The following is a 21,838-nucleotide window of genomic DNA, read 5'->3' as shown; positions in this document are numbered from 1 at the left end:
AGTAACTCTAAATTATTTAGAGTCCATAGACCGTTCATGGAATAAGCAGTAACTTCCATCATTACGGTAAGTATTGATCTCCATAAAATTTCTGTTCTAAAAAGTGTGATAGATACAGTGATTTTTAATATGCAAAATTTTATCTAAAACTTAAAGGGAACTTCAATGAGTAATAATAACCACACAAACCATTCTCAACACCAGGATATGAATGGATCAAATCTGCCGAATCAAGCTTCTATCAATGCCTATATGGTCGTGAATCACCGTATGCATACACAAATGCAAATTGATTTCACTGGAAATGTAGATATGGATTTCATGAAAGGGATGATTCCGCATCATCAGGGTGCCATTGATATGGCAAAAGTTGTTCTACAATATGGCGCTGATGCCAAATTACGGCGCTTAGCTGAAAATATTGTTGCCGACCAAGAGGTAGAAATCGAAGTCATGCAAAGATGGTTAGAAAACAATGCTCAGCTTTCTGAACTTAACCATGTTCAAGCTGCTATAGATGCTTTTCGTCAAACAAATGACAAGATGCATGCGGATATGATGATTTCATTTTCGGGAGATGCAGATATTGATTTTATGCGCGGTATGATTCCTCACCACCAAGGTGCAATTGATATGGCGAAAATAGAATTGCAATACGGTCATTATCCTGAAGTGCGCAAACTTGCTGAGAATGTAGTTCTTGCACAAGAGGCTGAAATTAATATGATGCTCAACTGGCTCAGTCATCATCAGTAAAAATATCGTGTTTCCACTTATCATTTTTCTGCTCACAATAGTGAAAATAAGGTGGCTAAACACCTTATTTTCAAGCTATTGGCTTATTTCAGGATGTTATGTATGCCAAAAATTAAAGTACTTCCCCATGAAAAAATTTGCCCAGATGGTGCAACCTTAGAAGTGGAAAGTGGAAGTAATTTATGCCAAAGCTTATTAGATCACGGCATACCCATCGAACATGCATGTGATTTATCTGGCGCATGTACAACCTGTCATGTAGTGATAAAGCAAGGCTTTAATCAATTAACTGAAATGGATGATATCGAAGCAGATTTATTAGATCGTGCATGGGGACTTACCCCTGAATCCAGACTCTCTTGTCAGGTAAAAGTTCCAGAAGAACCATTAGAAATAGAAATCCCCAAGTACACCATAAACTATGTTTCTGAAAAGCATTAAGAGAAAGTTCAAGTATTAAAGCTTGACCTTACAATTATGGTAAGGTTTATATTGGTTTTAAATCTTCTTCAAACAGGTGAGATATGGAATTTTATATTGAAAATATGACCTGTGGCGGGTGTGCACGTGGTGTCACCAAAGCAGTCCAATCTGTAGATGCAAATGCAAAAGTCATTGCTGATCCACCAAATCGCAGTGTTCAAGTTGAAACATCAGCAACACAGCAACAAGTTGCGGATGCCTTAACCGAAGCAGGATTTCCACCACGTTAAAGGGTGAAAAATTCTTTTGCTGGAGGCTGTCATGATGACAGCCTTTTTTACATCTCTACAGTCCCACGCTAAAACAAGCCCCAGTGATCAATCTACACGACTGATAAAATTGGCTTTAGTCATCAATAGAAAGCTTTAAATAACAAGACACTTTGCAGATTTTGTTCTATTGATATTTTTAAAAGTTGTTTTCTAAATCTTGCCAAGCTCACTATGATCACTACAAATAGTTACAAAAAGAGCTTCAAAATAGAGTTATGCGTAAATTATCAAAACAATATTCATTCAGTCTCACAGCAAGTTTGATCTTAGCCTTACTGTACCCACAAGCACATGCTGAAGAACAACTGAATACATCTCCCGAAGTTAAAACATTAGATACGATTGTGGTGACTGGGACACGCTCATTAAAGCGTTCTAAGACCGATTCCTTACAACCGATAGACGTGATTAGTGCACAGGAACTCACTGAACGAACTGGATCCAGTGAATTAGGTACAGCACTGAGTAAAATTATTCCTTCAATCAATTTTCCCCGCCCCACTGTCGTTGATGGGACGGAACTGGTTCGACCTGTACAACTGAAAGGACTCTCTCCAGATCAAGTCTTGGTTTTGGTGAATGGTAAACGTCGCCATACCGGCGCTTTTATTAACTTGGGCGGAACAATTGGTCGTGGTTCAGCACCCACCGACTTAAATGCAATACCTGTTTCCGCAATCAGCCGTATTGAAGTCCTCAGAGAAGGTGCTTCTGCACGTTATGGTTCAGATGCAATTGCAGGTGTCGTCAATATCATCTTAAAGTCTGACCCTAAGACGGGTGAAGCGGGTATACGCTACGGTATTTATGATAAAGGTGATGGTGAGCAAAAGCAGTCCTATGTTTCAGGCGGAACTCGACTTGGAGATTATGGTTATGCCATTTTCTCAGGTGAATGGCAGGACAATCAAGCAACCAATCGTGCTGGCTTAGACTTACGTGACCCAAATGCAACCACATATGGGCAAAGGACATTTCGATTTGGTGACCCAAAATCAGACGAAGTAAAAGCTGCTTTCAATGCTGGCTTTGACCTTAGTGATACTGTCGAATTATATGGTTTCTCTACCTATAGCCATCGAAATGCTGAAACTGCTGGATTTTATCGTTTAAGCAATGCCTCAAACAATGTTCCAGCATTGTTTCCGAATGGTTACTTACCTCTGATCCGAGGTCAATTAGATGACTTTAGTGCTGTTGCAGGTTTACGAGGAGAAGCGGCAGATTGGCGTTATGATGTTTCTGCAAATTATGGTTTGAATCAATATGATGTAAATACCCGAACCATTAATGTTGATCTGTACAAAGATACAGGGGCAACACCCAATTCATTTCATAATGGCAAGCTGAAAAATAGCCAATCTGTTTTTAATATTGATCTTTCTAAAGAATATGACATATCTGCATTTGCAAGCCCTTTGAATATTGCATTTGGTGCCCAGTATTTAAACCAACAATATCAAATTAAAGCAGGAGATCCGGGTTCTTATTATAAAAGTGGTTCTTCAGGTTTATCTGGTTTTCGTCAAGCTGATGCAGGCAAATGGACGCGTGACAGTTATGCAGGATATCTAGATTTAGAAACGGACATTACCCAAAAGCTTTCTGCTTCTAGCGCATATCGTTATGAGAAATATGATGATTTTGGGGATACCAATAACGCTTCACTGTCCTTACGTTATAAACTTTTACCGCAAGTTGCTGTACGTGGTTCAGTTTCTACAGGGTTTCGAGCGCCAAGTCTAGCACAACAGTATTTTACCCAAACTTCCTCTCAACTGGTCAATGGGCAATTCGTTGAAGCAGGTACATTCCCAAGCTCATCTCAAGTTGCGCAATTACTCGGTGCTGAGGATTTAAAAGCTGAAAAATCCAAAAACTACAGTCTTGGCTTTGTGTTTACCCCAACATCAAATCTGTATGTGACTTTAGATGCCTATCAAATCGATATTGATGATCGTATTAGCTTGTCTTCGAATATCAATGCCAGCAGCCCTGCTGTACGTGATTATCTGATCTCAAAAGGCATCACCAATACCAACTTTAGCAGTGTACGTTTCTTCAATAATGCCAGTGATACACGTACACGTGGCGTGGATTTGGTTGCAAACTACCAATGGCAGAACCTCCCTTATGGAGAGTTAACCACATCTTTGGCTTATAACTTTAATCGCAATGAAGTCACCAATGTAGATAAAAATCCTGACATTTTAAATGCATTGGGTGTCAATTTGACACGCTTAGACCGTCGTGAACAATATGGTTTACTGGCAGGCAGTACACCTGAACATAAATTCAGTTTAGCCAATGATTATAAAATTGGAAATTTTGGTATTAACACCAATATCACGCGTTATGGCAGCTTCAAAACTTTCAGTAACGCTGGTTCAGCCAGCGATCAGAAATTCTCTGCAAAATGGCTTTTAGACTTAGCCCTCAGCTATCAATTGAAAGCTTGGAAATTTACCCTTGGCGGTGACAACATTACCAATGTTTATCCAGATAAAGATGTTTATGACATCAACAAACCAACGGGTGGAAGCCTACAGTACAGTCAGTTCTCACCTTTTGGCTTTAATGGCGCATTCTATTACGGCAAAATTAATTATAAGTGGTAAGGTCTAAAGCCTGTTAAAGCGCATCAAACCGAGTTAAACAACTCGGTTTGATGCTTATTGTCTTAGTGATAACCATCAAAATCTAGATATGCTATAGGTAAGTATCATTAAGTCTGGATGATTGATGAACTTTTTTTGACAAACTTATATACTCAAAACAACACATATGCGGATTTAATCCAACATGATAAAAACAATTTATGCGTGCATTCTATTCTTGAGCATTTTAGCCCCTGCCCACGCACAACAATTAAGTTGCCAACAGGACTACCCTAAAATCATTGCACCTGACCTACAACGCTTAGGACAAGATTTGAAGAATAATGATTATAGTTTTATGCAACAAAAAACCCATCCTTCACTGATCAATTATGTCGGTGGTCCTGAAAACTACCAAAAGTTGCTCAAATATGCCCAAAATATGTTTGCAGAATCCAACCTAGAAATTCAAAAGGTTGAGTCCAATCCACCTCTCTACAGCTATATCGTCGATCAAGAAGAAATTTGTTTTGTGCCAAAAACCATCACGATGAAAGTGGCAGGCAAAACAGTCAAAGCACCGCCTTCTTTTATGGTCGCGATCCGCTCACAGCATTCACATCAATGGACTTACTTAGACGGTTCAGGACTACAGAAAAATCCTAAAATGCTTTTTATTCTTTTTCCCAATTTCCCTAAAATTGTCAAAGTACCTTTTTAAACTCATACAGCCTGATAAGTTATTTCACCACCACCTTGATAGGTGCTGAAAAGATTTGATAGTCATTTTGTGGGTCAATCTGATATTTGTAGCCCGCCAAAACATAAGCTGTTCCTTGTTCAACAAAACGCAACTGCTCATTTTTTAGCTCATGCTTTGGAGAACCAGCTAAAACCACAAAATTGTTGACTTGCAATTTGGCTTTTTTTCCGTCTTGTTGAGTCGTTTGAGCATCAATTAAAACAGCCTGTCCTACTTTGGCTTTGATATTTTTCGGTGCTTGTATATCCACGATATATTTAGAATAAAGTTGTGCTGAATTGGTGGTGATCCCATTGGTTCCTGCCACATACAACTTGTTAAATGTGTCATCACTCAAAGCCCAAGGCCAGAAACTGATGCCACGATGTTTTGAGGCTTCTAAAATATTGATCAAATCAGACCGATAAGCAGGGTTATAACTAGAGTTATACTTTTGGACATCGCTATTGATTTGTTTAGTATTGACTAAATTGTTACGACTGTTTGGCATATTCCCTACCAACAAACCTCGAGGAATCTCAGTCATTTGAGTTTGTGCACGCACAATTTGATCGGTATTAAATGATGTCGTGACCACTTGGCTTTCCATTTGATACTTTTTAATCTCATCCTGCATTTTTGCCACCAACGCTGGATTGGCACTTTTCATTTCAATCATCAGTACAACATTTGGATGCTGTTTTAAAAAGTTAAAATACTCTGCAAGGGTCGGTATTTTATAAGCTTTATGCTTAGATTGTAATTGTTGAACCTGCGCAAGATTCATCTCTTCAATTTTTCCAGTTGAACGCGTTGTACGATCAACGGTTGCATCATGCATCACCACAAGATGCTGATCTTTAGTCAAATAAATATCATTTTCAACAATGTCTGCACCCAAAGCGACTGCATGTTTGGCACTTTCTAAAGTATTTTCATCCTCTAAGCTGGGTACACCCCGATGCCCAATAATAAAAGGTTTACGCAATAAAGTATTTTTTGGAAATTGTTTTAATATACTGGAAAAAACCGTACTTTGCGTGGTGATCACCCCATTTACACCTGTGGTCAACACGCGCGCTACATCCTGAGCTTCAACAGCAGATGTATCCACCCAAACTGTCATCAGATGACGTTGAATAAAACTGATCGATGCTTTCTCTCTCAGGCTTTGAGGAACCACGACAATTCGTGCATAAGCTTGATTGCTACGGCGGATAATTTCAACCAGATCTTGATGACGATCTTGAAGATTTTCTCGACTTAAATCCAATGCTGTTCGAACCATCGGTATAATTTGATGTGCAGATTTAAGCAGGTCATCACTTTTCGACAACACAGTAATATCACTAATATCCTGAGATTTAGACAGCAATTTTAATGCTTCTATACTTTTTGGATCTTTGATCTCTAACACAGGAATGCTGTTACGATGCGGATTGGAAAGATAGTGTCCTAAGGTTTCGACTACCTGACCAGTTTGATCAAGCAAATTTAAATTTGCATCCAATTGATAATATTGTTGATTACTTGAATTTAATGCAATATTTGGATGTTTTATTTTTTGAATAATGGTTGGGGCTAAAGCTACATGAGTTTGAATTTCTTGTACCTGTATAACTTTATTATGGGTGAGATCAGGTAAGGCAGTGAGCTGCTCAGAGACTTGGATATTTTTAATTTTTAAAATAGCACCTGAGGCAGAAAAGCCAATGCCGCCTTTTGTAGATTCTTGGTCAAGTTCTACATCCTGCATTAACTGATGGTTTAAATAGTGTTGAACCCGTTGTCCTGAGACCACCACACTGGCTTTGTACCATTGATTTGCTTTGATATTTTCAGAAAAGTCTTTGGTCTCACTCACTTCCCACTGTGCATTGGTTTTATGGCGCCCAAATTCAGTACCATTCTTCGCTTTCGCATCCGCTCTGATGGTAAATTGATAATAACTGCTTGGAATTACGCCCTGTGCCTCAGTGACATCATAAATCACACTTCCCCAGCGAGAGGCATTGATTGGCTGATCTAAAGTAAATTCGAGATCAATCCTATAGTTTTTATACTTTTCAAGATTTTGTGGCAATAAAATCGATGTAGGGCTCATTGCATTTGCCCGCCCATCAATATTTAGTACACCATGTTCAACAAAAATATGACCTGGATTGTTTCCGGGAATACGCCATCCTTGGGGAATGTTGTTTTGTTGAACAAAATTTTGCTGATAAAGCTTTTTAAATTGTTGTATTGCCGTTTTAGGCTGAGTTTGTGTCGAAATCTTTGTTGCCAGTTCAGCATAACTGGTCACAGGTAAAGCAATTAAAATTGCATAAGACAAAATAGAAAGTTTCATAAAATTTCTAGCGCATTTAAAACGTATTTTGAGTAAGTTACATTTTAAAGGCATCAGCCTAATTTAAATTTTGCCGATATTTTAAACCTTTATCTGTCATAGATCAGCTACTTTAAAGCCAACATGAAAATTATTGTTGCTGCTGTTCCTGCTGCCAACGGCGTTGTTGTAAGCGCTCCCCTTCAACCTCCCTTTTATTTCGTGCAGACTCGTATAATTTTGTCCCTTTTAACTCAGGTGGCAAATAGTCTTGTAGCACAAAATGTTCTGGATAATTGTGCGGATAGAGATAATCTACCCCATAGCCCTGTTGCTTCATCAATTTGGTTGGTGCATTACGTAAATGTAGAGGTACAGGTAGATTCGAGGTTTTCTCAGCCAACTCTAGTGCCTTATTGATGGCTAAGTAGGTACTGTTACTTTTGGCACTGGTTGCCAAATAAACGGCACATTGCCCTAAAATAATTCTGCATTCAGGCATCCCAATGGCTTGAACCGAGCGGAAACACTCTCCTGCCAACAACAATGCATTAGGATTTGAATTGCCAATATCTTCTGAGGCAGCAATCAGCATACGTCGAGCGATAAAAACTGGATCTTCTCCACCTTTTAGCATTCGTGCCATCCAATATAACGCTGCATCTGGATCACTCCCACGAATCGACTTAATAAACGCAGACACAAGATCATAATGTTGTTCACCTGACTTGTCATAGCGTGCGATATTTTGTTGGGCAACTTTAACGACGATCGCATTGGTCACAATATTTTCAATATCTGAATCAAAAGTGCTGGCAATGAGATCAGTTAAATTCAATGCTTTACGTGCATCACCTGCGGCGAATTGAATTAAGGCATCAAATTCTTCAATCTGAATATGGCGCTCTTGTAAAAACTTATCCTGTTGAATCGCCCGAAGAATCAGTTCTTGAATTGCTTCATTACTGAGCGCATTCAGCGTATATACCTGACAACGTGAAAGTAAAGCACTGTTGACTTCAAAAGAGGGATTCTCTGTTGTTGCCCCAATCAAGGTAATTTTACCTTTTTCAACAGCATTCAAAAGTGCGTCTTGTTGTGACTTATTGAAACGATGAATTTCATCAATAAATACCACTGGTGTTAGTAAATCACCACTTTCAGCAATCACTTCGCGCAGTTCTTTCACACCTGTGTTTAATGCAGATAAACTGACAAATGGACGATCCACAGCTTGAGCCAATAATAATGCAATTGTGGTTTTTCCAACACCAGGTGGTCCCCAGAAAATAATCGAAGGCAAATGCCCTTGATCAATCATTTGACGTAATGGGGCGTCAGCGCCAAGCAAATGATCTTGTCCAATAATTTCAGACAAATCACGTGGACGTAAACGTTCTGGAAGTGGAATTTGAGTGTCTGACATACTGCTTTTTTAATTGATGAATGCTGAGCTTAGTCTACTATGGAAAGCATTCAATATTGTACTTTCAATTTTAAAATAATCGATTCTGTAAAATATCCATCAGTGAAGCCTGAAACACTTCACCATGACTGAGATGTGGATACAATAAAAGCTTGGTATTTGCACCTTTGCTGGCTAAGTCTAGAACCAATTTTCGATTGTTTTGGTTCATGTCCCGATCAGCATTCGGGCTGATTTTCGCTGTGCTAGATGGAACAAGATCACCTTCCATCACCAATAGCTTTTGATCTTTAACTGATTCAGGTTTTACCTGCTCAACTGCTTTCAATAATCGGGAATCTGCCCATGTTAAAGATGGACTTGCTGCGAAATAATGAGAAAATTTATTCTCATTGTGCTGGCGATTCAACAATGTATCTAATACAAATAAGCCCCCATAAGAATGTCCCCACAATGCAGTGCGCTGAGCATCCAATTTCACCTGCGAGTAAACCCAAGGCATGATTTTTTCAAAAATCATTTGTCTAAATTGAGGACTTCCTCCTGACATGCGCTCAGGATTTCGGGGATCAGCTGATATTTTTCCAGACTCATCTGCTGGCGTATAGTCCACGGAACGTGAAGCAGATTCAAACGGCAACTGAGTTTGATAGCCGATCGCCACTAAAACGGGGCTATCTTGTTCTGATAATTGCTTTAATAATGCTTCATCTAAACGCACCATGACTGAATTACCATCCAGCATAAAAATAGCGGGACGGGGCTGATTTTTATTGATCTGTTTAGGTATACCTAACCAAACTTTATAATGTCGTTGTTGATCGGCTGACTGAAAGCTGTGAACTTGAAACTGATAATAACTTGAACCATGATCTGCAATATTCAGTCCTAAGGGCTTTAGATCAGGCTTGGCATAAGCAAGGGAATACGCAGCAAAGCTTAGACTGATCGCACATAGGCACATTGTAATTTTTTTCAATCGTGTAAATAAACCAGACATTTTAAATGATCACATCATGAAAGCATCTTTATCATATTACTATTTGATAATGATTATCAATTCAAAATTATGTTCATTTTCTAACGTACCCAACGCACAATATATTCGTCAATTTCTTCCTCATCAACTTCTGTCTCTGAGATGCAGCGCCCTGCTGCAGATTTTCTGGCTTTAATCACATTTTGTCTGGAGCCTGTAATTAAATAGTGCCAAGACGGAAGGTTTTTACCTTCATTGACACGCCGATAGGCACAACTTGAAGGCAACCAATTTATCTGCGCTAATTTTTCAGGACTCAATTGAATACAATCTGGGACATAGTCCAAGCGATTAGCATAGTCTGAACATTGTGCTGTTTGACAGTCCAGTAGTTTACAAGACACCTTGGTATAAGCGATTTCATGTGTTTCATCATCTTCGAGTTTAACCAAGCAGCACAAACCACAACCATCACATAAGGCCTCCCATTCCGCCTGATTGAGTTCAGACAAATGATAGTTTTTCCAAAATTGGGGGCGTATTTCGAGGCTCATGATATAAATTGAAGTCATATGAGATGTTGTTATTATATCAGCATAAGAACATGAACTAGAGAATAAAAAAACATCACAAATCAGTTACATGATGCTTTATTTATCACACTTTTCAAACATAACTTCACAAGACCGCGCCGTTTTTCTCCTTATACTGAAACTGCATAAAAACAATATGGAGGTGGATATCATGTTCCGTTGGGCAATAATTTTCGCTGTGATCGCGTTAGTTGCAAGTTTATTTGGTTTTGGCGGTGTCGCAGGAATGTCTAAAGACTTTGCAGTAATTCTTCTTGTTGTTGCCGTTATTCTTGCAATTGTCGGATTTATTTCCAGAGGAAAAGTTTAAGCTTTTCTCAACATTTTTATGACAGTCTCTGTTTATGATCAAGAAGGTCCTAGGTCCTTCTTTTTTCATTTCAGCACCCATTCCATCATTCATAATTTCTCACATTTCTATACTCAATATTCCTAAATTAGCCATTTGAATCCTTTATATTTATGCTTTAATCAATGTCGCTCTCAAAAATATAAAAGGATTGAACAGATGGCTGTTGCAATTAAAACTCGTGAAATTCAATACCAAGCAAAAGATGGAACAACTTTAATCGGTTATTTTGCTGCCCCTGAATCTACACAACCTGTTGCAGGTGTCATCGTGGGTCCTGAATGGTGGGGACGCAATGAATATACTGAGCAACGCGCTAGAGAGCTTGCAGAACATGGCTTTGCTGCTTTGGCAATCGACATGTATGGCGATAAAAAAGTGACAACCGTTGCGACACAAGCCAATGAATGGATGATGCAAACTTTTCAAGATGCCGATACCATTGTAGATCGTACCTCTGCTGCACTTGCTACACTTGCTGCTCAACCTGAGGTGGATGGAGATCGTTTAGCTGCTATTGGCTTTTGCTATGGCGGAAAAGTCATACTCGATTTAGCTCGTTCTGGTGCTGACTTAAAAGCAGTCGTTACTTTCCACGCCAACCTGTCCGCACAAAACCCAGCACAATCAGGAAAATTTAAAGCTGAGGTTTTAGTTTTGCATGGTGAAAAAGACTCAATGGTGTCTTTGGCAGATGTTGAATCCTTCAAACAAGAAATGAATCATGCCCAAGTAAAATCTGAAGTGATCATCCTTAAAGATGCCAAACATGGCTTTAGTAACCCACAAGCAGATGAACGTGCCAAAGCCAATGGTGTAGATCTAGGTTATAACGCAGAAGCTGAAAGCGCAGGATTAACTGCTATGTATCAGTTGTTAAATCGTACATTGGTTTGATTTTAAATCTGATGTATGAACTCAACCAGTAAACAAGGAGTTTAAAATGACTGAGATAAAATGCCCTTATTGTGAATTTGAAGAATTTGACATCATTGATAAAAATGAATTTGGTGCAATTTTGCCTGAACAAAATCCTTTGTCTAAAGGGCATTCAGTCATTATCCCATTGCGCCATATCGATTCTTTTTTTGAGGTTTCAGAAAAAGAGCGTAAAAGTCTTTCTTCGTTGTTAGAGTTGGCACGTAATGAACTCAAACTCCGTCATCAACCAGAAGGCTTTCACATTGCCTTTAATGATGGTGATGTTTTTGGTCAAGAACAGAATAAACACTTTCATATTCATATCATTCCACGCTATAAAAATGAACCGCTTAAACTGGATCAGCGTTGGGGTATCATCAACGAAAATTAATCCTTTGCCAGTCAACTAAAAAAGACGCTACTGCGTCTTTTTTAGTTCAATATATTGCTTCATTCAACTTGGCTTTAAAATTAAATTCTGACTATTCGAAATGGCTTAACTCACACAAATCTCATGCACAGTATTCAGATAATTTTCTGTAATCGATTCGAATTTGGTTATACTGAGCCACCTATTTTTGCCCTAGATTGATATGTCGCAATTTTCATTTTCAGACGCATTACTGACTTGGTTTGATCAACACGGACGCCATGATCTGCCTTGGCAAGTGGCAGATGATCCCTATAAAGTTTGGGTCTCTGAAATTATGTTGCAACAAACTCAAGTCAAAACAGTACTGCAATATTTTGACAAATTTATTCAACGCTTCCCTACCGTTGATGATTTGGGTCAGGCGTCATGGGATGATGTTGCACCTTATTGGGCAGGCTTGGGCTATTACGCACGCGCCAGAAACTTACATAAAGCTGCGACGGTTGTCAGTCAACAAGGACATTTTCCAAACACTCTGGAACAATGGATGGAGCTCTCAGGTATTGGACGTTCTACCGCAGGTGCACTTATGTCACTTGGGTTACGCCAATATGGTGTCATTATGGATGGCAATGTAAAACGTGTTTTATCGCGTTTTTTTGCCATTGAAGATGATCTCAGTAAACCTGTACATGAACGGGAAATGTGGAAATTGGCCGAAAGTTTGTGCCCCACTGAACGCAATCATGACTATACTCAGGCGATTATGGATTTAGGTGCAACCGTCTGCACCCCAAAAAAACCATTATGTTTATATTGCCCAATGCAGCAACATTGCCAAGCCCATCAGCAAGGGTTAGAAACGGAACTCCCTTATAAAAAGCCAAAAAAACCTGTTCCAGTGAAAACTGGCAAAGTCTTGCTCATTGAGTCTCAAGGGCAATGGTTATGGGAGCAACGTCCTAATAGTGGTTTATGGGGTGGACTATGGAGTTTACCAATTTTTGAAAGTGAGGCTGAACTGCAACAGATCTGTGAACGTTTAAAGCTGGTTTCAAACGTTGAATCTGTGCAAATTTCGCATAGTTTCACTCATTTTACTTGGATATTGACCGCACACATCATTCATGTTGAAAAAGACCAAGCAGAATATCTCCAAGCTGAACTGGGCGGTGAATGGCTCACGCCACAAAAAGCTACACAAATGGGTATACCAACAGCCATGAAAAAATTGATCTCAGCAATCAAAATATGACATAGTCAGGCACGGGTATTCTGATCATTTTTTCAATTTTAATTTACCCTTTTTAAACCTCAAAGCTGAAATTTGAAACTAGAAAAAAAGGATGTCTCGTGCCGCATCGTATCCAATATTGTGTGATTGCCCTGTTTACAATCATATTGAGCGCATGTACCACCGCACCCAAAAAGCCCAGTGGTATAAGACCGCATCTTCCGCAAGCTCAAATTAACCGATTAAAAGCAATGCCACTTCCAACACGGTTGGCGATCCCTGTCGATGGTGTCAAACCACAAAATCTCACCGATACGTGGGGAGCGTCCCGAAGTGCTGGACGCGCACATGAGGGCATTGACATCATGGCTTCACGTGGAACCAAAGTGTACAGTAATACTGAAGGAGTGATTACCAGTTTAAAAAGTAACAACTTAGGCGGTAATGTGATTTGGTTAATGGGACCTGGTGGTGCTTATCATTATTATGCACATCTCAATGATCACCGACGTGGTTTAAAAGAAGGAGACTACGTTAAAAAAGGTGAATTAATTGGGTATGTCGGCAATACAGGAAATGCACGACATACTGCACCTCATTTACACTATGGACTATACTTAAGAGGTAAGGGACAAGGTGCAGTGAATCCTTATCCGTATTTACGTTAAATTTTAAATTAGATATTTAGGAATATTCCATGTCAGAAGCATTGCTTGAGCGTTTAGTTGAATTTGCAGAATCAGGCAATCAACAAAAAATTGTCCTCAAAGGGCAAAGCCATCAAGGCTGGATTATGGAAATCACCAATGAGTCCCTCATGATCAGTACTGGCTTTGCAGATAAAGCGGGTAAAGATATTTGGATAAATTTTACTGACCTAGAAACTGCCCAACTTTCATATTGGGATAACAAACAAGATCAATGGGTCGAATTTAAACTCTAATTACATCAAAAAAAATGGAGCATCTTTCATGACCAATAAACGCTGTGGCTGGTGTTCGGATGATCCAATTTATATCGAATACCATGATCATGAATGGGGTAAACCAAATCGCAATGAGCAACATTTATTTGAAATGTTGTGTCTCGAAGGGCAACAAGCAGGATTATCTTGGATTACTGTTTTAAAAAAGCGTGAATCTTATCGTACACATTTTTTTAATCATTCAATCCAAACCATTGCTGACTTGACTGAACAAGATTTGGCATTGAAATGCCAAGATACTGGGCTCATTCGTCATATTGGTAAACTTACCGCTATTCGTGACAATGCCATTGCATGGCAAAACATGAAAGCAAAAAATATTGATATGGTAGATTGGCTTTGGGATTTTGTTGATCAACAGGTACAGCTGAATGATGTTCCTGATTATCGACAAGCACCTGCGCAAACTGAAGCCAGCCTAAAGTTGTCTAAAACTTTGAAGAAAAACGGCTTTAAGTTTGTCGGTCCAACAACATGCTACGCATTCATGCAGGCGGTTGGAATGGTCAATGACCATGAAAATGATTGTATGTCGCGCTAAATTTCGCTCAAAAAACAGGAAGGATTCATATGTCAGCCAATATCATTCAATCCTATGCAGCCCTAGAAGCAGGCGCTGAACTTGTACCTTATCAATTTGATGCTGGCGATTTAGCACCACATCAAGTTGAAGTTAAAGTTGAATATTGCGGTTTATGCCACTCTGATGTTTCCGTGATTAACAATGAATGGGGAAATGCAGTTTTCCCTGTAGTGGGTGGTCATGAAATTATTGGAACGATCACTCAGTTGGGTTCAGAAGCAAAAGGTTTAAAAGTCGGACAACGTGTTGGTATCGGTTGGACAGCAGAAAGCTGTCAGCACTGTGACCCATGTGTCAGTGGACAACAAGTGCTTTGCACTGGCGAAAAAAAAGCCACCATCGTTGGTCATGCTGGCGGTTTTGCAGATAAGGTTCGTGCTGGTTGGCAATGGATTATTCCACTTCCTGAAAACTTAGACCCTGAAAGTGCAGGTCCACTATTATGTGGGGGAATCACTGTTTTTGATCCGATTTTAAAACACCAAATTCAAGCTGTTCATCATGTAGGTGTCATTGGGATTGGTGGTTTAGGTCATATGGCAATTAAATTACTCAAAGCGTGGGGCTGTGAAATTACCGCATTCACCTCTAATTTAGATAAGTCAGATGAGCTGCGAGCGATGGGCGCAGACCATATCGTCAATAGCCGTGATGCAAATGATTTAAAAGCACAACGTGGTAAATTTGATTTGTTACTCTGTACGGTGAATGTGAGCTTAGACTGGAAAGCTTATCTGAATACACTTGCACCCAATGGCACTATTCATATGTTAGGCATGGTGCTTGAACCTATGCCGATTCCTGCAGGTACATTGATCAGTGGTGCAAAATCAGTAACTGGCTCTCCAACAGGCTCCCCTTTTGCATTACGTCAATTATTGCAATTCGCAGCGCGTAAAAATATTGCTCCTCAAATTGAAGTGTATCCAATGTCAAAAATTAATGATGCTTTGGAACGCCTCCATTCAGGAAAAGCACGTTATCGTATTGTGTTAAAAGCTGATTTTTAATCTATGCAATATACCCCATTTACGTTGACATTCATCATCGTCAATGGGGCAATGGATCATGCCGTTTGTAAACCTTAGTCAAACTGCCGGATTCTTCGGACTAGTGCTTTGATTTCAATCACGCATATCTGATTAAATTTATGTTTTTATAGAATTTGTTAGAAGATCTTGGGCATTCATTTATTTTTAATTTTTTGGATCATCACTGTTTTTTTCTAACGTGAGGCGATATGAATGTCATCATGTTGAGTGCGCTTATGCCACACTCTTGGTTGACAATTCGCCTCTGACCCAATCTGCCAATAACATGATGGCATCCTGAACCTCCTGAGACAATTCATGTCCTGCATTTAAACGAATACAATTGTTATAACGATGATCTTCACCAAAAATAATACCCGGAACAATATTGATACTGTATTGCTGCGCATAATAATACAACGCCAAACTATCTACTTGTTCAGGGAATTGCAGCCAAAGCGCATAACTCCCCTGCGGTTGATTTAAACGGATACTCACGCCATGAAAAGCCTGTTGAATAAATTGTCGATACTGCTCAACCTGTGCCATCAGTTTAGGACGTAATTCACTCAGATGTTGACGATAGGCTCTGCTATAAATCATATCAGCAAGCCCCAATTGCAAAGGCGTATTCACCGAAACATTCTGTAAAATGATTCTTGCATGTAAATGTTGTAAGCGCTGCGGTAGACAAAACCAGCCTACACGATAAGAGGTCGATAGAGATTTTGAGACTGAGCTGCAATACACCACATAACCCTGTTGATCCCAATATTTAATAGGTAAAGGACGTTTGGCATTAAAACTACATTCTGCATAAATATCATCTTCAATCACATAGCATTGATATTTCGCCGCAAGTTGTGCAATACGTTCTTTCTCAGCATTGCTGAGGCAAAAACCCAGAGGATTTTGAAAATTAGCCGTCAATAAGCAGATTTTTACCCCTGGACTTTGCATTTCTTGCTCTAAACGATCTAGATCAAAACCTTCTGTATTGGCTGGGATTTCGATAATTTTTCGCTTCAACAAAGCCAATAACTGCAACTGCCCATTATAGTTTGGTGTCGGCACAATCACGCTATCACCAACTTGTGTAAGGCTCTGAATCATGATCGACAGTGCAGGCATACAGCCATTACTGATATAAATATCTTCTTTTGCAATATAAAAACCATCTTCAGCCCAGTGTGCAGACAAAGCCTCCCTCAATTGCAGATGTCCTTGACGATCGTTATATAAAAAATCTTCCGGTTTACTGTGCTTTAAAGCACGTTGGATTGAACGACGTAAGGCTTCGATAGGAACCAGATTAGGTGACAATTGAATCGAACCGAGATGAATCAATTTATTATTGATCGCAGCCTCATGAATTTGAATTTGCAATTCCAGATTAGAAACTTCCCGTGGTCTAGACTGAAAATCTGGATGGTCAGGTACAGCAATCTGCGGGGAATTTGGCAAAGCCTGTACAAAATAACCTGACTTTTCTTTGACAAAAATCAAGCCTTGAGCTTCAAGCAATTCATAACAACTCTTTGCCGTATTCAAACTCACTTTTTGCAGTTCAGCAAATTGACGCAAAGAACTCAGTCGTTGCCCGACTGCGAGCTCCCCACAATAAATTTTTTGCGCGATCTGTTGTGCCAATATCTGATATTGGAAAGCCATATCTGTACCCAAATTTTAATATTTGTTGTATCTGTATCTGTAAATCTAACAGATTTATGCTTCTTTTACAGCCAGTTTTTAAAACATAATTGATTTGAAAGGAGAAAATAATGAGAATCATCGCCCTAATCAGCCTTGCTTTGGTACTCAGCGCCTGCCAGCCTCAACAAGTCAATAAAGCAGCTCAGCAACAACATTTTGTATGCAAATCTTTGATTGAAGGTTTTTTGAAGACACAACGTTTGGGTAATTATCAGCTTGATCATCTACAGCCAACCTTGCATCAGGCTGTCGCGGTCAGACATTATCACTATCGTGCCAGTGGAGATCAGGCTGTTAAAATAAATATGCCTGTTCAAAAAAATTTGGAATTCCAATGCCAACAAACCTCCGCCCAGCATTTTGAAATTCATTTGGTGACACCGCAACAGCCCAACACTGCCCCATTATTGAGTCTAGATCTACCACCACAAAAGACTATCGAAACCTTGACAGCTTTTGCGCTAAAAACTCAATAAATAGACGTACACGTTTAGGTAAATGTTCTTGTTGATAATAAACTGCATGGATGTGTTGCTCGTAAATTTCTATTTGATCTTCAAATAGCGCGATCAACCTTCCCGCTCTGAGATCTTTAAGCACCTCAAATGCTGAAAGTCTGGCGATACCATGCCCACGTAGACAAAGTTGACGTACTGTTTCACCGCTAGATGCTTTGATTTTAGGCTGTACAGTCAATTTTTCACCATTCACACGGATGGGCCAAGTATTGAGATGACTGACCTTACTAAATCCGATTTGAACATGATTGAGGATATCGAGTGGGGTTGCAGGATAACCATTTCGTGCTAAATACTCAGGGCTGGCAACAATGTATAAACGACTTTTACACAGCAATCTCGCATGTAGGCTGGAGTCATTTAATTCTCCAAAACGTATTGCGACATCCGTTTTATGTTCCAATAAATCAATGATTTGATCATTACTGTTTAATTCAATTTCAATGTCTGGATAAAGCTGAGAAAACTCTTGCATTAAGGGTGCAATCACATGTAACACAAAAGGCGTCGCCGAATCGACACGAATCAACCCAGAAGTATCGCTGTCCGACTTCAATAAAGCATCTTCAGCTTCATTCAGATCATGTACAATTTTACGGGCTTTTTCTAAAAATAATTGCCCCTCTTGAGTTAACTTAAGCTTCCGCGTAGTTCGCTCCAGTAAAGTCACATTCAGTTTAGACTCAAGCCGTTGCAAAGCTCGGCTCACGCCCGAAGTCGTTTGTTCAAGATGTGTTGCAGCAGCAACAATCGAACCACTGTCCACAATATTGATAAATGCCTGTAACTCTTCTAAGGTCGATTTCATCTCTGCAATATCACGATTTATTATTGATTAATAGTCAATAATATTTTGCATATTCCTGTATTTTTCCGCAACAATTAAAATAGCAAAATAGCCCTAATCTCAGAAAACAAAGTGAAACTCATCATGACAAATATCGTTCCTCAATTTGGCGTTGGTACTTTCCGTTTATCAGGTCAAACCGTAATAGATTCAGTTAAAAATGCGCTAGATGTGGGTTATCGTGCTGTAGATACAGCACAAATCTATGGCAATGAAGCCGAAGTCGGTCAGGCGATTGCTGAAAGTCATATTCATCCTGATGAATTGTTTATCACGACAAAGATATGGACAGACAATTATCAAGCAGACAAACTTATTCCAAGCTTGAAAGAGAGCCTGCAAAAACTGCGCACTGATGCTGTCAATCTGACTTTGATCCATTGGCCTGCACCAAGTTTAGGTATTTCTGTTGCTGAAATGATGCATAACCTTTTAGAAGCTAAAAAACTTGGCTTAACTGAACATATTGGTATTTCAAACTTCAATATTGATTTGTCACAACAAGCGATTGATGCTGTTGGACTTGAAAATATTGCGACAAACCAAATTGAGCTCAGCCCTTATTTACAAAACTCAAAGTTAGTCGATTTCTTACAATCACAGCATATTGATGTGACGTCATACATGACTTTAGCTTATGGCAAGGTTTTAAATGACCCTGTATTGGCTGAAATCGCTCAACAACATCAAGCTTCAACAGCACAAATTGCGTTGGCATGGGCATTGCAAAAAGGTTTTGCGGTTATTCCATCATCAACCAAACGTGAAAACTTAATGGCGAACTTAAAAGCCCAAGAGATTCAACTCTCTACTGAAGAAATGCAGATGATCGCACAATTGGAGCGCAATGGTCGTGAAGTTGATCCAAAAAATTTAGCACCGAAATGGGATATTTAATTTAGCAGTTTAGTTTAATCACAGCTAAATCTATTCTCAGATTTTCACTGTTCATTTCTGATCGATTGAAAGGCATTAATTGCTTCGCAATATCTTTTGTTGCGAAGCTTTGATGTGTGTTTGACTCAAACAAAATGCGATCTAAAAGCTTTTGTTGAACTCAACATCAAAAAATTGTGCTTGTGATATTGGTCTGATGATTGCACCACTGTACTCGGTCTTTTTTCAATCTTCTGTATATTTGAGATCTCTCATGAAATTAAATTTTCCCTTACTTGCACTAGCCATAGGCGCTTTTGCAATAGGAACAACTGAATTTTCTCCAATGGGTTTTCTACCTCAAATTGCAGAAAACCTCAACATTTCGATTCCCACTGCGGGGATGCTCATTACTGCTTATGCACTAGGTGTAATGATCGGTGCTCCGATTATGACATTGTGGTTTGGACATTTTTCACGACGTAAAGCACTGATATTTGCCATGAGTATTTTCACTGTGGGCAATATTCTTGCAGCCATTGCACCGAACTATTGGGGGCTGATGGGAGCTCGAATAATTACCAGTCTTAATCATGGTGTATTTTTCGGGATTGGCTCAATTGTTGCCACCAGTGTTGTGCCTAAAGACAAACAGGCGAGTGCTGTTGCCATGATGTTTATGGGACTCACGATTGCCAATATTGGGGGTGTACCTCTAGCAACATGGGTTGGACAAAATATTGGTTGGCGTATGTCGTTTGCCGCAATTGCGATCTTGGGTGTCATCACCATGTTGGCATTATGGAAAGCCTTGCCTGTAGATGCGGCAGGTCCGCGTCCAAATGTAAAAGCTGAACTGAAAGTTTTGACTCGCTTGCCTGTGGTTTTTGCTTTATTGACGACTGTGATGAGTGCAGGAGCAATGTTTACGCTCTACACCTATATTGCACCGAGCTTGCAGAATATCACCCATGCCAGCCCAATGTTTATCACACTGATGTTGGTCTTAATCGGAATCGGTTTTTCAATTGGGAATCATCTCGGTGGGAAATTCGCAGATCGATCACTGAATAAGACATTGACAGGCTTTTTAGTGTTATTAATGCTGTCCATGTTACTGTTCCCGATCTTGGCACAAACACCGCTTGGTGCAGCTTTGGCACTTGTTGTTTGGGGAGCTGCAGCCTTTGCCGTTGTGCCTCCACTCCAAATGCGGGTGATGTCTGTTGCGCATGAAGCACCAGGACTAGCCTCTTCAGTGAATATTGGCGCATTTAATTTAGGTAATGCTTTAGGCGCAACCGTAGGTGGTGCAGTTCTCAGTATGGGTATGAGTTATTCAGCCGTTTCAATTGCAGGCGCAGTACTTACCGCATTAGGATTGCTCTTGGTATTTATCCAAATGAAAATGAGCAAAGAACCCGTGCATCAATTCAGCTAATGTTAACTTACCCAATCATCTGCGTCTGAATTGATTATATTGTTTATTTCCCTGCACCTTCATAGGGTGCAGGTTCAAAATAGCAATAAATAACGCATCCTGAATCCATGATTATTTTAAAATTTCAGGTAAGGCAGCAAGCTTGGTATTCTTTGCCAATTCAGATTTCATCTTTTGCAGCATTTGATAAGGTTGCTGTTCAACCAGCATATTGGTCACACTTGCTGGGATTGAACCTTCAGGATTGGCATGTCCAGAAGTGATCACTTTCACTTTATTGGGACCAAGTTTTTGAAATGTCCAATCGCCCGCATAATCTTTTAAACGAATATAATCTGAGTTCAGTGCTTTGCCTTGTTGAACCGCAGAGTTTTTAATATAAATCGTGCCACTCGCGTCTTTAGACATCGTTCCTTTCACTACCATGTCACGATCTTTTAGAGGAAATGGAAAGTCTAAAACCATATAAATACTGAATTCGCCCTTTTTATCATCTCGAGACAGCACTTCTGCTTTAGCAACATTGGGTACCCATTTAGGTGAATTATTGACATCCAGAACTAGAGCAACAGCCCGTTCGATCGGTACGTCTATTGTTGTTTCTGCTTTATAGGACAGAACAGGGTTATTGGTATCTTTATAAGTCCAGACCTTAATGTTGTTTTTGTTTAGACTCAATTTGGCATTGCTTGGTAAAGCTGCTTGTGCAGTCAGGCTAAAAGCACTGACTACACACGTAAGTAACATCACTGTTTTTTTCATTTTTTATGTTCAAAATTTGACTCATTGT

23 protein-coding genes are annotated in these 21,838 nt (G+C 39.5%); 16 read left to right on the top strand and 7 right to left on the bottom strand.

Annotation, left to right across the window (positions count from 1 at the left end; genetic code table 11):
* Window positions 1-165: 165 nt before the first annotated feature.
* From ACINWC743_RS10340 to ACINWC743_RS10320, 5 genes are all read left to right on the top strand, one after another.
* Window positions 166-756, top strand: coding sequence for a DUF305 domain-containing protein (locus ACINWC743_RS10340; protein ID WP_009585432.1), 591 nt, complete (start codon window positions 166-168; stop codon window positions 754-756).
* 102 nt (window positions 757-858) lie between these two features.
* Window positions 859-1,197 carry an ISC system 2Fe-2S type ferredoxin gene (gene fdx, locus ACINWC743_RS10335; protein ID WP_005035016.1) on the top strand — a complete coding sequence of 113 codons (339 nt, stop codon included), beginning with the start codon at window positions 859-861 and terminating at the stop codon, window positions 1,195-1,197.
* Window positions 1,198-1,280: 83 nt separating this feature from the next.
* Entirely contained in the window at window positions 1,281-1,469 is a 189-nt protein-coding gene (locus ACINWC743_RS10330) for a heavy-metal-associated domain-containing protein (RefSeq protein ID WP_004825842.1), read from the top strand.
* A 257-nt stretch (window positions 1,470-1,726) separates the two neighbouring features.
* The gene (locus tag ACINWC743_RS10325) at window positions 1,727-4,129 is read left to right on the top strand and encodes a TonB-dependent receptor plug domain-containing protein (protein ID WP_009585364.1); all 2,403 of its coding nucleotides are present in this window, start codon (window positions 1,727-1,729) and stop codon (window positions 4,127-4,129) included.
* A 217-nt stretch (window positions 4,130-4,346) separates the two neighbouring features.
* On the top strand, window positions 4,347-4,829 hold the full coding sequence (locus ACINWC743_RS10320) for a hypothetical protein (RefSeq protein ID WP_227510905.1): 483 nt from the start codon (window positions 4,347-4,349) through the stop codon (window positions 4,827-4,829).
* 19 nt (window positions 4,830-4,848) lie between these two features.
* Here ACINWC743_RS10320 and ACINWC743_RS10315 read toward each other — a convergent pair whose 3' ends face one another.
* The 4 genes from ACINWC743_RS10315 to ACINWC743_RS10300 all read right to left on the bottom strand — a co-directional run bounded on the left by ACINWC743_RS10315 (window position 4,849) and on the right by ACINWC743_RS10300 (window position 10,138).
* Window positions 4,849-7,200 (bottom strand): glycerophosphodiester phosphodiesterase family protein, encoded by a 2,352-nt coding sequence (locus ACINWC743_RS10315; protein WP_009585375.1) that lies wholly within the window; start codon window positions 7,198-7,200, stop codon window positions 4,849-4,851.
* 130 nt (window positions 7,201-7,330) lie between these two features.
* The gene (locus ACINWC743_RS10310; protein WP_009585397.1) at window positions 7,331-8,605 is read right to left on the bottom strand and encodes a replication-associated recombination protein A; all 1,275 of its coding nucleotides are present in this window, start codon (window positions 8,603-8,605) and stop codon (window positions 7,331-7,333) included.
* 70 nt (window positions 8,606-8,675) lie between these two features.
* Window positions 8,676-9,605 carry an alpha/beta hydrolase gene (locus ACINWC743_RS10305; RefSeq protein ID WP_009585418.1) on the bottom strand — a complete coding sequence of 310 codons (930 nt, stop codon included), beginning with the start codon at window positions 9,603-9,605 and terminating at the stop codon, window positions 8,676-8,678.
* 80 nt (window positions 9,606-9,685) lie between these two features.
* Window positions 9,686-10,138, bottom strand: a complete 453-nt coding sequence (locus ACINWC743_RS10300; RefSeq protein ID WP_009585392.1) for a YcgN family cysteine cluster protein — start codon at window positions 10,136-10,138, stop codon at window positions 9,686-9,688.
* Window positions 10,139-10,328: 190 nt separating this feature from the next.
* On the opposite strand from ACINWC743_RS10300, the gene ACINWC743_RS23865 reads away from it, so the two are divergent.
* From ACINWC743_RS23865 to ahr, 8 genes are all read left to right on the top strand, one after another.
* The gene (locus ACINWC743_RS23865; protein ID WP_004825834.1) at window positions 10,329-10,487 is read left to right on the top strand and encodes a DUF1328 domain-containing protein; all 159 of its coding nucleotides are present in this window, start codon (window positions 10,329-10,331) and stop codon (window positions 10,485-10,487) included.
* A gap of 198 nt (window positions 10,488-10,685) precedes the next feature.
* Window positions 10,686-11,423, top strand: coding sequence for a dienelactone hydrolase family protein (locus ACINWC743_RS10290; protein ID WP_009585384.1), 738 nt, complete (start codon window positions 10,686-10,688; stop codon window positions 11,421-11,423).
* A 46-nt stretch (window positions 11,424-11,469) separates the two neighbouring features.
* Window positions 11,470-11,838 (top strand): HIT family protein, encoded by a 369-nt coding sequence (locus tag ACINWC743_RS10285; protein WP_004825828.1) that lies wholly within the window; start codon window positions 11,470-11,472, stop codon window positions 11,836-11,838.
* A gap of 202 nt (window positions 11,839-12,040) precedes the next feature.
* Window positions 12,041-13,075, top strand: a complete 1,035-nt coding sequence (gene mutY / locus ACINWC743_RS10280) for an A/G-specific adenine glycosylase (protein ID WP_009585369.1) — start codon at window positions 12,041-12,043, stop codon at window positions 13,073-13,075.
* A gap of 98 nt (window positions 13,076-13,173) precedes the next feature.
* On the top strand, window positions 13,174-13,722 hold the full coding sequence (locus ACINWC743_RS10275) for a M23 family metallopeptidase (protein ID WP_009585412.1): 549 nt from the start codon (window positions 13,174-13,176) through the stop codon (window positions 13,720-13,722).
* A 29-nt stretch (window positions 13,723-13,751) separates the two neighbouring features.
* Window positions 13,752-13,997, top strand: a complete 246-nt coding sequence (locus tag ACINWC743_RS10270) for a hypothetical protein (RefSeq protein WP_004825820.1) — start codon at window positions 13,752-13,754, stop codon at window positions 13,995-13,997.
* Window positions 13,998-14,025: 28 nt separating this feature from the next.
* Window positions 14,026-14,580, top strand: a complete 555-nt coding sequence (locus ACINWC743_RS10265) for a DNA-3-methyladenine glycosylase I (RefSeq protein WP_004825818.1) — start codon at window positions 14,026-14,028, stop codon at window positions 14,578-14,580.
* A gap of 29 nt (window positions 14,581-14,609) precedes the next feature.
* Window positions 14,610-15,632 carry an NADPH-dependent aldehyde reductase Ahr gene (ahr, locus tag ACINWC743_RS10260; protein ID WP_005034992.1) on the top strand — a complete coding sequence of 341 codons (1,023 nt, stop codon included), beginning with the start codon at window positions 14,610-14,612 and terminating at the stop codon, window positions 15,630-15,632.
* Window positions 15,633-15,887: 255 nt separating this feature from the next.
* Here ahr and ACINWC743_RS10255 read toward each other — a convergent pair whose 3' ends face one another.
* Window positions 15,888-17,324, bottom strand: coding sequence for a PLP-dependent aminotransferase family protein (locus ACINWC743_RS10255; RefSeq protein WP_009585411.1), 1,437 nt, complete (start codon window positions 17,322-17,324; stop codon window positions 15,888-15,890).
* A 110-nt stretch (window positions 17,325-17,434) separates the two neighbouring features.
* Here ACINWC743_RS10255 and ACINWC743_RS10250 point away from each other — a divergent pair, with 110 nt between their 5' ends.
* Window positions 17,435-17,842: a hypothetical protein gene (locus ACINWC743_RS10250; protein ID WP_004825812.1), complete on the top strand. Its 408-nt coding sequence runs from the start codon at window positions 17,435-17,437 to the stop codon at window positions 17,840-17,842.
* On the opposite strand, the gene ACINWC743_RS10245 is transcribed toward ACINWC743_RS10250, so the two are convergent.
* Window positions 17,802-18,692, bottom strand: coding sequence for a LysR family transcriptional regulator (locus ACINWC743_RS10245; protein ID WP_009585422.1), 891 nt, complete (start codon window positions 18,690-18,692; stop codon window positions 17,802-17,804). The genes ACINWC743_RS10250 and ACINWC743_RS10245 overlap by 41 nt on opposite strands.
* Window positions 18,693-18,815: 123 nt before the next feature.
* Between ACINWC743_RS10245 and dkgB the strand changes: the two genes are divergently transcribed.
* Both dkgB and ACINWC743_RS10235 read left to right on the top strand, forming a co-directional pair.
* The gene (dkgB, locus tag ACINWC743_RS10240; RefSeq protein ID WP_009585433.1) at window positions 18,816-19,628 is read left to right on the top strand and encodes a 2,5-didehydrogluconate reductase DkgB; all 813 of its coding nucleotides are present in this window, start codon (window positions 18,816-18,818) and stop codon (window positions 19,626-19,628) included.
* Window positions 19,629-19,881: 253 nt separating this feature from the next.
* Complete coding sequence (locus tag ACINWC743_RS10235; protein WP_009585427.1) at window positions 19,882-21,048, top strand: MFS transporter; 1,167 nt, start codon at window positions 19,882-19,884, stop codon at window positions 21,046-21,048.
* A 111-nt stretch (window positions 21,049-21,159) separates the two neighbouring features.
* Here the strand turns inward: ACINWC743_RS10235 and ACINWC743_RS10230 are convergent, their stop codons facing one another.
* Complete coding sequence (locus ACINWC743_RS10230; RefSeq protein ID WP_004825801.1) at window positions 21,160-21,810, bottom strand: START domain-containing protein; 651 nt, start codon at window positions 21,808-21,810, stop codon at window positions 21,160-21,162.
* Window positions 21,811-21,838 lie beyond the last annotated feature (28 nt).

The sequence above is a fragment of the Acinetobacter sp. WC-743 genome, from assembly GCF_000335555.1.
GTDB lineage: Bacteria > Pseudomonadota > Gammaproteobacteria > Pseudomonadales > Moraxellaceae > Acinetobacter > Acinetobacter bereziniae.
This window is presented reverse-complemented; position numbering and strand designations above follow the sequence as displayed.